The sequence below is a fragment of the Metabacillus sp. cB07 genome (assembly GCF_016839225.1).
GTDB lineage: Bacteria > Bacillota > Bacilli > Bacillales > Bacillaceae > Bacillus_P > Bacillus_P indicus.
This window is the reverse complement of sequence record NZ_CP069296.1, coordinates 3,475,326-3,489,057: the sequence shown is the minus strand read 5'-3', so window position 1 is coordinate 3,489,057 and position 13,732 is coordinate 3,475,326. Positions and strand designations below refer to the sequence as shown.

The 13,732-nt window shown below is 45.9% G+C and carries 17 protein-coding genes; 12 read left to right on the top strand and 5 right to left on the bottom strand.

Annotated features, from left to right (window positions below):
- Nucleotides 1-37 precede the first annotated feature (37 nt).
- Together JOJ89_RS17895 and JOJ89_RS17890 are read left to right on the top strand one after the other, a co-directional pair.
- Nucleotides 38-1,543 (top strand): sodium-dependent transporter, encoded by a 1,506-nt coding sequence (locus JOJ89_RS17895; protein ID WP_029284191.1) that lies wholly within the window; start codon nt 38-40, stop codon nt 1,541-1,543.
- On the top strand, nt 1,543-1,647 hold the full coding sequence (locus JOJ89_RS17890; protein WP_139015515.1) for a methionine/alanine import family NSS transporter small subunit: 105 nt from the start codon (nt 1,543-1,545) through the stop codon (nt 1,645-1,647). The genes JOJ89_RS17895 and JOJ89_RS17890 overlap by 1 nt, the downstream gene beginning before the upstream one ends.
- Before the next feature lie 38 nt (nt 1,648-1,685).
- On the opposite strand, the gene JOJ89_RS17885 is transcribed toward JOJ89_RS17890, so the two are convergent.
- A complete protein-coding gene (locus JOJ89_RS17885; RefSeq protein ID WP_051827386.1) occupies nt 1,686-2,666 on the bottom strand; it encodes a M23 family metallopeptidase in 981 nt (326 codons plus the stop codon).
- A 223-nt stretch (nt 2,667-2,889) separates the two neighbouring features.
- On the opposite strand from JOJ89_RS17885, the gene lipA reads away from it, so the two are divergent.
- Nucleotides 2,890-3,786: a lipoyl synthase gene (gene lipA, locus JOJ89_RS17880; RefSeq protein WP_029284187.1), complete on the top strand. Its 897-nt coding sequence runs from the start codon at nt 2,890-2,892 to the stop codon at nt 3,784-3,786.
- Between the two features lie 45 nt (nt 3,787-3,831).
- On the opposite strand, the gene JOJ89_RS17875 is transcribed toward lipA, so the two are convergent.
- Nucleotides 3,832-4,506, bottom strand: a complete 675-nt coding sequence (locus JOJ89_RS17875; protein WP_029566662.1) for a YhcN/YlaJ family sporulation lipoprotein — start codon at nt 4,504-4,506, stop codon at nt 3,832-3,834.
- Nucleotides 4,507-4,615: 109 nt separating this feature from the next.
- Here JOJ89_RS17875 and JOJ89_RS17870 point away from each other — a divergent pair, with 109 nt between their 5' ends.
- Nucleotides 4,616-4,891 carry a YutD family protein gene (locus JOJ89_RS17870; RefSeq protein ID WP_029284183.1) on the top strand — a complete coding sequence of 92 codons (276 nt, stop codon included), beginning with the start codon at nt 4,616-4,618 and terminating at the stop codon, nt 4,889-4,891.
- 31 nt (nt 4,892-4,922) lie between these two features.
- Here the strand turns inward: JOJ89_RS17870 and JOJ89_RS17865 are convergent, their stop codons facing one another.
- Together JOJ89_RS17865 and JOJ89_RS17860 are read right to left on the bottom strand one after the other, a co-directional pair.
- Nucleotides 4,923-5,210, bottom strand: coding sequence for a hypothetical protein (locus JOJ89_RS17865; protein WP_029284181.1), 288 nt, complete (start codon nt 5,208-5,210; stop codon nt 4,923-4,925).
- Between the two features lie 51 nt (nt 5,211-5,261).
- Complete coding sequence (locus JOJ89_RS17860) at nt 5,262-5,528, bottom strand: DUF3055 domain-containing protein (protein ID WP_029284179.1); 267 nt, start codon at nt 5,526-5,528, stop codon at nt 5,262-5,264.
- A gap of 121 nt (nt 5,529-5,649) precedes the next feature.
- On the opposite strand from JOJ89_RS17860, the gene JOJ89_RS17855 reads away from it, so the two are divergent.
- Entirely contained in the window at nt 5,650-6,087 is a 438-nt protein-coding gene (locus JOJ89_RS17855; RefSeq protein ID WP_203288744.1) for a DUF86 domain-containing protein, read from the top strand.
- Between the two features lie 375 nt (nt 6,088-6,462).
- On the top strand, nt 6,463-7,233 hold the full coding sequence (locus tag JOJ89_RS17850; protein ID WP_203288742.1) for a TIGR01457 family HAD-type hydrolase: 771 nt from the start codon (nt 6,463-6,465) through the stop codon (nt 7,231-7,233).
- 50 nt (nt 7,234-7,283) lie between these two features.
- Here JOJ89_RS17850 and JOJ89_RS17845 read toward each other — a convergent pair whose 3' ends face one another.
- Entirely contained in the window at nt 7,284-7,784 is a 501-nt protein-coding gene (locus JOJ89_RS17845) for a phosphatidylglycerophosphatase A family protein (RefSeq protein WP_029284173.1), read from the bottom strand.
- Between the two features lie 163 nt (nt 7,785-7,947).
- On the opposite strand from JOJ89_RS17845, the gene yutH reads away from it, so the two are divergent.
- The 6 genes from yutH to thrB all read left to right on the top strand — a co-directional run bounded on the left by yutH (nt 7,948) and on the right by thrB (nt 13,725).
- Nucleotides 7,948-8,946, top strand: a complete 999-nt coding sequence (yutH, locus tag JOJ89_RS17840) for a spore coat putative kinase YutH (RefSeq protein WP_203290381.1) — start codon at nt 7,948-7,950, stop codon at nt 8,944-8,946.
- Nucleotides 8,947-9,010: 64 nt separating this feature from the next.
- The gene (locus JOJ89_RS17835; protein WP_203288740.1) at nt 9,011-9,976 is read left to right on the top strand and encodes a 2-hydroxyacid dehydrogenase; all 966 of its coding nucleotides are present in this window, start codon (nt 9,011-9,013) and stop codon (nt 9,974-9,976) included.
- A 53-nt stretch (nt 9,977-10,029) separates the two neighbouring features.
- Complete coding sequence (locus JOJ89_RS17830) at nt 10,030-10,203, top strand: hypothetical protein (RefSeq protein WP_158001668.1); 174 nt, start codon at nt 10,030-10,032, stop codon at nt 10,201-10,203.
- Nucleotides 10,204-10,436: 233 nt separating this feature from the next.
- The gene (locus JOJ89_RS17825) at nt 10,437-11,735 is read left to right on the top strand and encodes a homoserine dehydrogenase (RefSeq protein WP_029284167.1); all 1,299 of its coding nucleotides are present in this window, start codon (nt 10,437-10,439) and stop codon (nt 11,733-11,735) included.
- A complete protein-coding gene (thrC, locus tag JOJ89_RS17820) occupies nt 11,735-12,793 on the top strand; it encodes a threonine synthase (protein WP_203290380.1) in 1,059 nt (352 codons plus the stop codon). The genes JOJ89_RS17825 and thrC overlap by 1 nt, the downstream gene beginning before the upstream one ends.
- Nucleotides 12,790-13,725, top strand: coding sequence for a homoserine kinase (gene thrB / locus JOJ89_RS17815; RefSeq protein ID WP_203290379.1), 936 nt, complete (start codon nt 12,790-12,792; stop codon nt 13,723-13,725). The genes thrC and thrB overlap by 4 nt, the downstream gene beginning before the upstream one ends.
- Nucleotides 13,726-13,732 lie beyond the last annotated feature (7 nt).

The window sequence follows — 13,732 nt, the reverse complement described above, 5'->3', positions numbered from 1 at the left end:
AAATTCGGAAGAAAAGGCTAAAGGGGGCTTTACACAAATGGATAATCGTCCACAGTGGGGAACAAGGGCAGGCTTTATTTTAGCGGCTGTCGGATCGGCAATCGGACTTGGAAACATCTGGCGTTTTCCTGGAGTGGCGTACGAAAACGGCGGAGGATCGTTTTTCATCCCGTACCTTTTCGCATTGCTGACAGCAGGTATTCCCCTGCTTGTAATGGAATTTACTCTAGGTCACAAGTACCGCGGTTCTGCACCTTTAACGTATGCACGGTTAAGCAAGAAGTTTGAATGGCTCGGATGGTGGCAGGTTGGAATAGCATTTGTCATTTCTACTTATTATTCTGTCATTATCGCATGGGCAATATCATACAGCGGTTTTTCATTAAATTTAAGCTGGGGAAAAGACACTCAAACGTTCCTCTTCAATGATTACCTTCAAGCTGCAGCGCCTGGCGAACTTGGCGGATTTGCACCTGGAGTTCTCATTCCGCTCCTGATTGTATGGGTGGTTACACTTGGTGTTTTATTTGCCGGAGTTAAAAAAGGGATTGAGCTTGCAAACAAAATTTTCATTCCGACTTTAGTGGTCTTATTCTTAATTATTGTTATCCGGGCATTAACACTTGAAGGTGCTGCACTAGGTCTTGAGGCATTTTTCAAACCTGACTGGAGCATGATTGCAAACGGCAAGGTGTGGGTTGCTGCTTACGGGCAGATCTTCTTCAGTTTATCGATTGCATTTGCCATTATGGTTACGTACTCAAGCTATCTGCCTAAAAAATCGGATATTACAAACAATGCGTTCATTACGGGTTTCGGAAACTCTGCATTTGAGCTTCTTGCAGGAATCGGGGTTTTCAGTGCACTTGGTTTTATGGCTATGCAGCAGGGCGTTCCGGTAAGTGAAGTCGTTTCTAAAGGAATCGGTCTTGCATTTATCGTATTCCCGCAGATTATTAATGAATTCCCGGCATTTAACCAGCTTTTCGGATTCTTATTCTTCGCATCCCTGACGCTTGCCGGACTTACATCTCTCATTTCGATTGTTGAGACATTTGTTGCGGGTGTACAGGATAAATTCAATGTTTCCCGTACGAAAGCCGTGCTGTTCGGAGGCGGAGTTTCAGCTATTATCTCTCTTCTGTTCGCAACAAGAGGCGGCATCAACTTCCTTGATGTAGCAGATGAGTTTATCAACAGCTTTGGTGTGGCTCTTGCAGGACTTGTAGAAGTAGTTGTTGTCATCTGGATCCTTAAACAGGCAACAAATCTTCAAACTCATGCAAATCAGATTTCCGACATTCAATTAGGTTCTTGGTGGAAGATCTGTCTGGGTGTCATCACTCCAATCATCCTTGGCTACATGATGATTGATAAACTTAGAGCTGAGCCTTACGGCGGAGGATCTTACTCAGGAGAATTCCTGCTTTACTCAGGCTGGCTCGTTGCAGCGGGCGCATTAATCGTCGGCATTCTGTTCTCCTTTATTTCATGGAAGAAGGATACAATTGAATTGCCGGCTGATAAGGAGGTATCACGCTGATGAGTGGTGGAGCTATTACAATGATGGTAGTCGGTATTGTTGTGATTTGGGGAGGTCTTGCAGCAAGCATTGCAAATGCAGTTGTGAAGGCCAAAAAGTCATAAAATGTTCGGGCCAGTCCTTAAAAGGGCTGGCCCGTTTCTTATTTACGCTTTCTGTACTCGGCACGTTCCCAAACCTTAAGCTGCGGAAAAGGGTCATAGGACCATTCTGTTCGTCCATTGTCCTTATACATTCCGTAGTGCAGGTGAGGGGGAAACTTGCCGGATGTGCCCGGTGGGCCGTAGCCTGAGCTTCCCACAGAGCCGATGAGCTGCCCGGGTTCAACAATCTGTCCCACTTCAAGACCGTCTGCAAACCCATTTAAATGAGCAAAATAGTGATACGTGTTGGTGCTGTCGCGAATGCCGAGTCTCCAGCCGCCAAACATGTTCCACCCTTTCATTTCAATGATGCCATAGCAGGTGGAACGAACGGGAACACCGTAATTAGCAAAAATGTCGGTTCCTTCATGGATCCTTCTGCCGCCCCATCCGCGGGCATCTCCCCATGTGTTTTTGTAGCTGTAGTTAAATCTGATTGGAACCGGGAACGCATGCTGATCAAGATCCAGCCTGCCGTATTTTTTGAAAAGCTTCATATGTCCTGTAATTAAACCGATGGATTTATCGCGCTGGTAATAATCCCAAAGCCCGATTTTAATGTTTTCAAAATCAGTTCCATACGAAAGGAGATAATCGGCAAAGGATAAAAGAACATCTTCATCATTCGTGGGGTCTGCTCTCCCGTCTCCATTTCCGTCGATGCCAAGCCCGCCAAACAGCGCGATGCTTGCAGGGTTTGTGTCAGACTGATTTGGATTTTGGATGCCGGCCCATAATTCTGGACGAATATAAATGCCAATTACGCCCTTCGCTTTCGGAATATCATTGCGTGTTCTTCTCACATTGCGCTCATATTGATCAACAGATGCCAGCACATACCAGGGAATCTGAGTAATGGTCTCTGCATTTTTAAACAGAATCATTCTCTCCTGATTGATTTCTTCTGTGCTTTTCTCTGATCCAAGGACAGAGTGCGGTTGAATAAAGCAAAGAAAACATACACTAAACAGGGTCAACATTTTTCTCACATTACCGGTCTCCTTTACCCAATTTCATAACCTTAGTTTGGTGCTTCAGGAAGAATTCATATGTAGAAAATGTTAGTAATTGATCCAATCTCCATCCTTGTAGAACCGCACTCTGTTATGTTAAAGTGACAAGTGTACGTTTTAAGCGAATTTTCCTTTTTTCCTGATTATTTTGCCTAAAGAAACCTGACTATACATACTGGAGATGATTCAGATGGCTAAGAAAGAAGAATACCTGAGAAAGCCTGACTGGCTAAAAATAAAACTGAACACCAATGAAAATTACACAGGCCTTAAAAAAATGATGCGCGAAAATAATCTTCACACCGTTTGTGAAGAGGCAAAATGCCCGAACATTCACGAATGCTGGGCTGTGCGTAGAACGGCGACGTTCATGATCCTCGGGGACGTTTGTACCCGTGCATGCCGATTCTGCGCTGTCAAAACGGGCCTCCCAAACGAGCTTGATCTCAAAGAGCCGGAACGCGTTGCGGATTCAGTTGCCCTGATGAACCTGAAGCATGCGGTTATTACAGCGGTTGCCCGCGATGACCTCCGCGATGGCGGTGCCAATGTATTTGCTGAGACGGTTCGCGCTGTCCGCCGCAAAAATCCGTTTACTTCAATTGAAGTTCTTCCATCAGATATGGGCGGAGTGGAAGAAAACCTGAAAATTCTCATGGACGCAAGACCGGACATTCTTAACCATAATATTGAGACGGTTAAACGCCTTACACCAAGAGTCAGAGCCCGCGCCAAATACGACCGCTCCCTTGAATTTCTCCGCCGTGCGAAAGAAATGCAGCCTGATATTCCGACTAAATCAAGTCTGATGATCGGGCTTGGAGAAACAAAAGAAGAGATTATCGAAACAATGGATGATCTTCGCGCTAACAATGTTGATATTATGACAATCGGCCAGTATCTCCAGCCGTCCAAAAAACATCTTAAAGTCATCAAATACTACACGCCGGAAGAATTCGCAGAACTACGCGAAATCGCTATGAGCAAAGGCTTCAGCCACTGTGAGGCAGGACCGCTTGTAAGGTCTTCCTATCATGCAGATGAGCAGGTCAACGCTGCAACAAAAGCGAGACAGGCTCAGGCTTAATAGCTTTTCATAAGAAAAACCCGCATAGCTGCGGGTTTTTGCGTTTTATTTATATCTAGTTTCCTGATATTTATCCTTCATATCCTGATCCAGTTCTTCGTTTGTTTCGCCGTAGCCTTCTCCGTTAGGGTTTTCGCCTGTGTTGAGCTTGCGTCCCTGAGGGGATTTGAGCATTTCTTTGATTGTGCTGTTGATGATTTCGTCAATGTCACGGCTGTTGGCGTCAAGGCCCGAATAGCCTTCAATTTGCTTGATCATCCCCGGCTGGTCTGAGACATAGACATGATAATATCTTGGAATGGCGGAGATCGCTGCTTTCTTGACCATATCAGCGGTTTCAAAACGGTCTCTGTTTTTCTCCGCTTCATAGGCAATCAATACTTCTTCATCTGTTACAAGGGTAGCAGCATCCTCTATGCCAGGCAGCTGGATTACAAGATCTGATATCACATTTGCCAGCTGTTCATGGTCGATGCCGGGAACTTTGTTGTAGTCAATATCTCTGGCGAGGCCGCTTTTTTCGTGGCGGACATACCCAAAGTTTGACGTTGTGTTCTTTTCACCTTTTTTCATCCCATCTTCGTTGTACAATTCGTTGCGGTCGTTGACATTGACCGTATTACCGCTTTCTTCAAAAAGGTCGTTTTCACTAGCTGTATTCTGGCATCCCGTGATGATGGCCATCCCGATTATGGACGCCGTGAACGCGATTTTCTTCATCGCAAACACCTCCGTAACCTTAGGTTTGCCAAAACATATCCAAACTTTCTTAGCAATTGATGGGGAAATCGATTATGATAGTAAATAATGCGGTTGAGAGGTGATAGTTGTGATAACTGTTCAAAATCATACTTTTGAATTGATTAAGGACGAGCGGAACGGCTTTAATGAAGAAGCATTCAAAGCGCGCTACTCTGAGATCCTGAACAAGTACGATTACATCGTGGGGGATTGGGGCTATAATCAGCTCAGGCTGAAAGGCTTTTTTGATGATCAGAACCAAAAAGCATCCTATGACACGAAAATCAGCACGCTTGACGAGTACATATTTGAGTACTGTAACTTCGGCTGTGCGCATTTCGTTTTAAAACGAATAAAGAAATAAGCCGCTGCGTAAAACAGCGGCTTGTATTTTTCTATTTGGCTGTATATGGAGGCTCTTCATTTTTCTCCGGGTCATCATGTGTCGGATGCGCTCCCGGGTACTGTCTTGGCAGGTTCTGATGAAGAGATTTGAACTCATAATTAAACGCACTGTAATAGCGCTGGCCTTCTTTCCACTCCGAGCTTTTATTCTCTACGGGCGTATTCTTTCCTCTTGGAGCGCCGTAAGGGCCTTCCGGTGTTATTTCCGGCAGGATGAAATTCCGCATGCTTTCCACATTCGAAAAATCTGTATACTCCCGTTTTTCTTTGTCATCCATTCAAGATCACCTGCTTTTTTACTTATTGTGCAGTAGCAGGACACTTCTTAATCAGACAATTTCATACAAAAATTCTCTAAGTTCATTTGCCTCATTTTCATCAAGGCCGTAAGCATGTTCAATATAACCGGGCTCATTTAAATCATCTTCCCCGATAATGGCAAAGCGGCTGCTGAGCAGGTTCAGAACAAGGTGCTTTCCGTAATAGCGGTCGGATCTGACAATCGCCAGGTCAAACCGGCTGTTCTCTCCCATAAAGCTTACAAATCGTGTCTTTGTTTCAACCGTATCATCATATAAAAAAAATCGTTCAGACATCCATAATTCCCCTCTCATGCATCATTGTCTCTTAATAATAGCAGACGTCATCCAATCCTGAAACAAAGTGCTTTGAATGTGGTAAAATAAAAGCATTCAACTGTGCTGGGAGTGTAATGGGATGTATTTTGTCGATCGTGAAAAAATAGAAGAAACGCTTGTTTATTATGAGAAGAACCTGACTCTTTTTTCTGAGCAGAAGAACTGGGACACTGACCTTGAATCGAAAGCGCTTGAACGGCTTGCCCACATGCTGATTGAAGCCGTTTTAGATACAGGCAATGCCATCATCGACGGATTTATCATGCGTGACCCCGGGAGCTATGAAGACATCATCGACATCATGCTTGATGAAAAAGTAATTGGCGGTGATGAAGCAGACGGACTGAAAGCAGTAATTGGCTTCCGCAAGCCGCTGGTGCAGGAATACCTGGGCATTAACCACGGTGATTTAACACATTGCCTTCAGGAGCAAGCAGCCATACTTGCTTCATTTCCGGCACGTGTAAGAACCTATCTCGAAAATGAACTGGGGCCCGTCTCTGCTTTTAGACATTAACAAATGAACGGATTATAATGAAGAGGCGCAATGATAATATTGCGTCTTATTTTGCTTTCTTCATAAAAAACTTGATTTAGATAAAATTTTTAAGCTCCAGTGGACTGCAGCGGAAGGCACTTGACTCCTTGTCCAGCTGCAGCGCCCAACTCCTCTGTCAGAACAAAATCCCCCAAAAAGTCAAACCCGGACTTTTCGGGTGATTTCTTATCTGACTGCCGGAGCAAAACGGGCGCTTCCGCATTTCTAAGGGATAAAGAGGGCACGGGAGACCCCGCAAACGAAGTGAGGAGGCTCCCGGCGCTCCCCGCGGAAAGCAAGTGGCTGGAGCGAAAGGGAACGGGTAAAATATCAAATACAGGGAGTGCACTCACTTTGAAAACATACAACGGCTACTTAATTGACCTCGACGGAACGATGTACCGCGGCAAAGAGCGGATTGAAGAAGCAAGCGACTTTGTCAAATTGCTGATCGAGAAAAAGATCCCCTATCTATTTGTGACCAACAATTCATCAAGAACACCCCAGCAAGTAGCAGAAAAGCTTAACACGTTTGACATCCCTGCAAGTGAAGATAAAGTGTTTACAACAAGCCAGGCAACAGCCAATTTTATCTGGGAGAAAAAGCCGGATGCATCCGTTTATGTCATCGGGGAAGAAGGGATTCAAAAAGCTCTCATCGAACGCGGTCTGCAGCTTGTAGATGAAAACCCTGATTTCGTCGTATCCGGAATCGACAGGGACATCACCTATGAGAAACTGGCTCTCGGCTGCATTGCCGTCCGCAATGGTGCGACGTTTATCTCTACAAACGGGGACATTGCCATTCCAACAGAACGCGGCCTTTTGCCGGGAAACGGTTCTCTCACATCTGTCATCGCTGTCAGCACAACTGTAGATCCAATCTTCATCGGCAAGCCTGAAAGCATTATTATGGAACAGGCGTTGAAAGTGCTCGGCACAAAACCTGAAGAAACGCTGATGGTAGGGGACAACTATGACACAGATATTAAAGCGGGGATGAATACAGGTCTTGATACCCTGCTTGTCCATACTGGCGTAACTCTGCGGGAGCACCTTGTGAACTACGATGAAAAGCCGACCTATACGGTTGATTCTCTTTCTGAGTGGTTTGAAAAAATATAAAGACAACCAAAAAGCTGCATCCTATTTTCTGGATGCAGCTTTTTGTGTGCTCACTCGGTATTCTTAGCTCTATGCGCCAGTCTGCTTGAGGCGGCGGCAGCGATGGCTCCAACGATGTCATCAAGGTAGGTATGGACCATTCCGGATGATTTATCGTTCAGGAATTTAAGGATGCCCGGTTTTTCTTTATCAATGTATCCGTAGTTGGTGAATCCAATTGACCCGTAAATGTTGACGATGGAGAGAGCGATGATCTCATCAACCCCGTAAAGGCTTTCGTCACTTTCAATGATGGCTTGCAGGGGTTCTTCAAGCATTTTCTTTTCAGCCAGGATATCTAATTGAATGCCGGTAAGGATGGCATTTTGAACTTCGCGTTTTGCAAGGACTCGATCTATATTTTCTAAACATTGATCGATTGTTAATGAAGGATGATATTTGACTTGCAGGAAGTATACGAGTTCTGCGATGTCATTGAGTGTGACTCCGCGGTCTGTTAACCATTGGCGTGCTGTTTTTTCGACAATGTCCATCTGTTCTTTATCTTTCATCCATTTCACCCAATCTTTTTTACCATTTTACGCAAATGGCTCTCTTAGTGTGTAACGAAAATGACAATCATTAAAAAGTGTTTAACTGCAGGGCCAAATTATACATAAATCGGCTAAGTTGCGATTACGATAGGATAAGGACTTTTTATACATGGGGGAGAATCTGGTGGAAAAATTGATTCGGGAACAGTACGGGCTTAGAATTGGAGAGACATTCCGGGTAGGTCACTACGATGCGTTTTCGCATCATCAGCATGTGTATTTAATTGTGCCGGTTTCCCACTATGAAGATGAAGAGCTTTATGAGCTTTACCATATGAGCCAGTACCTGCTTGAGCGGGGAGATCCGTTCGTGGCCGTTTTTTTGCTGACAAAACAGGGGAATTTGTATATAGAATGGGAAAAGCGGAAATACGGCATTCTGAAAACATCGTACGTGCAGGGAGAGCGGGTGTTTCAGGTGGGCAGAGAGCTTGCCCGTTTTCATCAGAAGGCAAGAAGCTATCCGTATCAGGTGTCTAAAATCAGCCGGATCGGGCAGTGGAAAAATCTATGGGAAAAGCGGACAGATCAGCTGGAAGGCTTCTGGAGGGGAAAGGTGAATTCCCAGCCGCTTGATTCATTTGAGAAGATGTTTGCTGAATCGTTTCCATATTATATGGGGATTGCGGAGAATGCCATTCAGTATTTGGTCGACACAGAGCTTGATGATGAGCCTCAGCCGATCGATTCTGCGACAGTATGCCACAATCGCTTTTATTCCCATACGTGGAGGTCTTCAGGTCTGGTTAAGGTTCCGACAGACTGGGTGTTTGATCATTGCAGCAGGGATATTGCGGAATACTTGAGAAACCAGTTTTTTGAGGAGCCGGAGTCGCTCCGCCAGGAAGGTTTTCAGTTTTTAGAGGACTATGACAGGACAACGCCGCTGTCGGCTTTTTCCTGGAGGCTGATCTACAGCAGGATGCTGCTTCCGATTCACTATTTCGAATGCATTGAAGATTATTACTTATCCGCTGAAACCGATAAGCCTTATTATGAGGCGAAGCTTGCAGATATGCTGAAAAACTCTTCAAGATACGAAGGGTTCCTGAAATCCTATGAACAGCTTCTGTCGATGAGAACGAAAAAAATTTATTTGCCATCCATTCACTGGTTGTAGGCTTATTTCCTCCCTCTCATGCCTGATATGATAAGATAAAAGAAAATGAGTAAAGGGTGAGAGGATGGAAATGCCTTCTGTATTTGTTGCGAGAAAGCTTCCGGAAGAAGTTTTGAAAGCGCTTAGAACGTTCGCTGATGTCGAGATGTGGGATAAGGAAGATGAAGTGTGCCCGAGGGATCTGCTGCTTGAAAAAGCAAAAACCTCTGATGCTCTGCTTACCATGCTTTCTGACCAGGTCGACAAGGAACTGCTTGATGCGTGTGAAGGGGTAAAAGTAATCGCCAATCTTGCTGTCGGCTATGACAATGTGGATGTGGAATATGCGAAGGAAAAAGGCATCATCATAACCAATACGCCGGATGTTCTGACGGAAACAACAGCAGATTTAACCTTTTTGCTGCTCATGTCTGCTGCAAGAAGAGTGACGGAAGCGGCTGCTTACATAAAAGAAGGAAAATGGACAAGCTGGAGCCCGATGCTGCTTGCTGGGGCAGATGTCCATCATAAAACAATCGGCATTATCGGGATGGGGAATATAGGACGGGCTGTTGCCAAGAGGGCAAAAGGGTTTGATATGAACATTCTTTATCATAACCGTTCAAGAGATACGGAGGCGGAAGAAAGTCTCGGAGCCGAATACAGGTCATTTGAGGACTTGCTGCAAACGTCTGATTTTGTTGTCTGCATGACGCCATTAACAAGCGAAACAAAAGGGATGTTTGATGCCGGCGCTTTCAAGAAAATGAAGCGGGAGGCCATTTTCGTCAACACATCTCGCGGAGGCACCGTTGTCGAGGAAGACCTGATTGCGGCACTTCGGAACGGTGTGATTGCAGGAGCGGGGCTGGATGTATTCGAAAACGAACCGATCCGTGCAGATCACCCCATTTTGCAATTGGAAAACGCTGTGGCGCTTCCCCATATAGGAAGTGCTACACGGGAAACGAGATTTGCCATGATGGCATGCTGCATAGAGAATATTAAACAAGTCCTTGAGGGAAAAAAGCCGCTCACACCTGTCCGTTAGATTAGCCGTTTGGAAAATGGGGTATAAAACCTCCAAAACGGGAGGGATCTGACTTGAACAGTTTTTTAGTGCAGTATACGGATAAAGAAACGATGGAACGGGTTTTTGACGGCCCTGTTTTTCCTACAGAGGAAGAAGCAATGAGGGAAAAAGAAAAACTCGAAATGAAGGGTCACATGGATGTAGTTGTCGAAAGCGAGAACGACATTCAGCTTGACCGCGAATAAAACCGGCGTGCGGGAGATTTCCTGCACGCTTTTTTTAATGGAGGACAATCCAACCAGTTTTACAAAAAATATAAACAGCGGTCCAGCAGGAAAGAAAGCGATTACAATAAAATTACTGAAAATTCTCTATTGATAAGCAATGGCACACTGTTTATAATGACAATAATAGAAAATGTCTATCATACATAAACAAATGTATTTCTAAGAAAGACATCAAGGGAGTGGAAGAAATCATGAATGCGATTCACGTTGGATTATTAGGACTCGGAACAGTCGGAAGCGGCGTTGTGAAAATTATTGAAGATCACCAGGATAAGCTGATGCATCAGGTAGGCTGCCCTGTTAAAGTGAAAAAAGTTCTTGTTCAGGACATAGATAAGAAACGGCAAATTGAGTTTGGGAAAGATCTTTTGACGAAAAATGCAGATGAGGTCATCCATGACCCTGAGATTGATGTTGTAATAGAAGTGATGGGCGGCGTTGAGCTTACGAAAGAATATATCCTTCAGGCTCTGCAGGCGAAAAAGCACGTAGTCACAGCCAACAAAGATCTGATGGCGGTTTACGGCACGGAGCTGCTGGATGCTGCAACTGAAAATGGATGCGACTTATTCTATGAAGCCAGTGTCGCGGGAGGCATTCCTATTTTAAGAAGTTTGGTAGACGGACTTGCATCAGACCGGATTACAAAAATGATGGGGATTGTTAACGGAACAACAAACTTTATTTTAACAAAAATGAGCAAGCACGGAAGTCCGTACGGAGAAGTGCTGAAAGAAGCGCAGGAGCTTGGATATGCTGAATCAGATCCGACTGCGGATGTGGAAGGACTTGATGCTGCGAGAAAAATGGCCATTCTGGCACGGCTTGGTTTTTCCATGCATGTAGATTTAGAGGATGTCAGTGTTAAAGGGATCAGCGAAGTGACGGATGAGGACATCAGCTACAGCAAGCGCCTCGGCTACACAATGAAGCTGATCGGGATTGCAAACAGAACGCGCGACAAGGTCGAGGTCAGCGTTCAGCCGACCCTGCTTCCTGACTTTCATCCGCTTGCATCTGTAAACAATGAGTACAACGCTGTTTATGTGTACGGTGAGGCAGTCGGCGAAACGATGTTTTACGGACCGGGGGCGGGCAGCCTGCCGACGGCAACAGCCGTTGTTTCAGATCTTGTCGGTGTGATGAAAAACATGAGACTTGGGGTTAACGGCCGCAGTGCCGTCCTTCCTCAATATGAAAAGGCGCTCAAGCAGAGTGATGAAATTTATGCCCAGCATTTCCTGCGCATTCATGTAAAAGACCAGGTCGGAGCTTTTTCGACGATTACCTCCCTGTTTTCAGAACGCGGGGTCAGCTTTGAAAAAATTCTTCAGCTGCCGCTTAAAAACAGCAGCCTTGCTGAAATTGTCATTGTCACGCACCAGGCTTCAAATAAAGATTTTGATGAAATTCTCGGAAACCTGCTGGACCTTGAAGTTGTGCAGGGCATTAAGAGTTCATACCGCGTAGAAGGGAACGGATATTCATGATGTGGAAAGGCCTTTTGAATCAATACCGCAATTATTTGCCTGTGAACGACCAGACTCCTTTGCTTACGTTGAACGAGGGTAATACGCCTCTGGTGTTTCTGCCGGTGCTTTCAGAAAAGCTTGGTCTTGAACTTTATGCAAAAACAGAAGGAGCCAACCCGACCGGTTCATTCAAGGACCGCGGAATGGTCATGGCTGTTGCTAAAGCAAAAGAAGAGGGCAGCGATACGGTCATATGCGCTTCAACGGGGAATACATCAGCGGCTGCGGCAGCTTATGCGGCGCGCGCGAAGATGCGCTGCATCATCGTTATCCCTGACGGCAAAATTGCGTTCGGCAAACTTGCCCAGGCGGTAATGTACGGTGCTGAAATTATCGCCATCAAGGGAAACTTTGATCAGGCCCTTACAATGGTCCGCAGCATGTCAGAAAAGCTTCCTATTACTCTTGTAAACTCTGTCAACCCATATAGACTTGAAGGCCAGAAAACAGCGGCATTCGAGCTTTGTGACGCATTGGGTGCAGCTCCGGACGTGCTGGCGATTCCAGTCGGCAACGCAGGCAACATTTCAGCCTACTGGAAAGGATTCAAAGAATATCACGAGCATCATCAGACAGGGCTTCCCCAGATGCACGGCTTTGAGGCGGAAGGTGCTGCGGCGATCGTTCGAAATCAGATTATTGAAGATCCTGAAACGATTGCAACGGCTATCCGGATTGGAAATCCTGCAAGCTGGGATAAAGCCGTACAGGCAGCTGAGCAGTCCGGCGGTTTCATTGATGAAGTAACAGATGCAGAAATTGTGGAAGCCTACCAGCTTCTTGCCAGAACAGAAGGCATTTTTGCCGAGCCTGCATCCTGCGCTTCCATTGCAGGGCTGATTAAAAACGCCAAGAAAGGCGTGTATCAAAAAGGGTCCAAAGCAGTAGCGGTACTGACTGGAAACGGCTTGAAGGATCCGAATACGGCCATTGATGTTTCTTCCATAAAGCCTGCTGTTCTGCCGAATGACGAGCGTGCTGTCATGGAGCAGCTAAAAGGAGTCGGTGCATGGTGAATGAAGGTGACATGCTTAAAATAAGGGTGCCGGGCAGCACGGCGAACCTCGGCCCCGGCTTTGATTCTGTCGGTCTTGCAGTCAGCAGGTATCTTGAACTGAACGTCACAATGGACCACAGCTGGATATTTGTTCCCCTGAATGATGAAATGGCGGATATTCCGGAAGGCAAAGAGAATTTGATTTATCAGGTGGCTGAGCAGGTTGCCGCCACCTGTCATGCAAAGCTTCCACCCTGCAGAGTTGAAGTATGGAGCGATATTCCAATGGCAAGGGGGCTCGGAAGCAGCGCCGCCGCCATCGTTGCAGGCGTAGAGCTTGCAAATGAGCTGTGCAGACTGGAGCTTACGATGAAAGAAAAGCTTCATTTTGCAAGCCTTATAGAAGGACATCCGGATAATGCAGGTGCTTCGCTGTACGGAGGTCTGGTTGTAGGCATTCACCAGGAGCAAGAAACAGAGCTCGTGTCCGTCCAGCAGGTGGATGTTGAGCTGGTTGCGGTTGTCCCCCCTTATAAACTTTATACAAAGGATGCGAGAGATGTCCTTCCAGGATACCTTGAGTACAGCGGGGCAGTTGAAGCAAGTGCAGTAAGCAACGTCCTTGTTGCCGCCGTGCTTTCAAACAACTGGACGCTTGCAGGAAAAATGATGCAGAAGGATTTGTTTCATCAGCCATACAGAGGAACGCTCATTAAAGAACTTTCCCGGGTGCAGGAAGCTGTTCTCGAAGCAAGTGCTTACGGCGCTGCCCTAAGCGGCGCAGGCCCGACCGTACTTGCGTTTGCTGCAAAAGGCAAAGGGAAGGCACTTGCAGAAGTGCTAAAAGTGAAGTTTCCTAAATGTGAAGTTGACGTGCTGGAACCCGTTCTTGAAGGATCAAATGTTTACTATGAAAAAGGTGCGGGACAAGTTCATGACTCGATCGGCTGAAAGCATT

Excerpts from the sequence above, each read along its gene's own strand:
- JOJ89_RS17835 (WP_203288740.1), top strand. The coding sequence starts at position 9,011 with ATGGAAATGCCTTCTGTATTTGTTGCGAGAAAGCTTCCGGAAGAAGTT.
- JOJ89_RS17875 (WP_029566662.1), bottom strand. The coding sequence starts at position 4,506 with ATGAAGAAAATCGCGTTCACGGCGTCCATAATCGGGATGGCCATCATC.
- JOJ89_RS17845 (WP_029284173.1), bottom strand. The coding sequence starts at position 7,784 with ATGAAAGATAAAGAACAGATGGACATTGTCGAAAAAACAGCACGCCAA.
- JOJ89_RS17825 (WP_029284167.1), top strand. The coding sequence starts at position 10,437 with ATGAATGCGATTCACGTTGGATTATTAGGACTCGGAACAGTCGGAAGC.
- thrC (WP_203290380.1), top strand. The coding sequence starts at position 11,735 with ATGTGGAAAGGCCTTTTGAATCAATACCGCAATTATTTGCCTGTGAAC.
- JOJ89_RS17895 (WP_029284191.1), top strand. The coding sequence starts at position 38 with ATGGATAATCGTCCACAGTGGGGAACAAGGGCAGGCTTTATTTTAGCG.
- JOJ89_RS17865 (WP_029284181.1), bottom strand. The coding sequence starts at position 5,210 with ATGGATGACAAAGAAAAACGGGAGTATACAGATTTTTCGAATGTGGAA.
- lipA (WP_029284187.1), top strand. The coding sequence starts at position 2,890 with ATGGCTAAGAAAGAAGAATACCTGAGAAAGCCTGACTGGCTAAAAATA.
- JOJ89_RS17890 (WP_139015515.1), top strand. The coding sequence starts at position 1,543 with ATGAGTGGTGGAGCTATTACAATGATGGTAGTCGGTATTGTTGTGATT.
- JOJ89_RS17855 (WP_203288744.1), top strand. The coding sequence starts at position 5,650 with ATGTATTTTGTCGATCGTGAAAAAATAGAAGAAACGCTTGTTTATTAT.
- JOJ89_RS17860 (WP_029284179.1), bottom strand. The coding sequence starts at position 5,528 with ATGTCTGAACGATTTTTTTTATATGATGATACGGTTGAAACAAAGACA.
- JOJ89_RS17885 (WP_051827386.1), bottom strand. The coding sequence starts at position 2,666 with ATGTTGACCCTGTTTAGTGTATGTTTTCTTTGCTTTATTCAACCGCAC.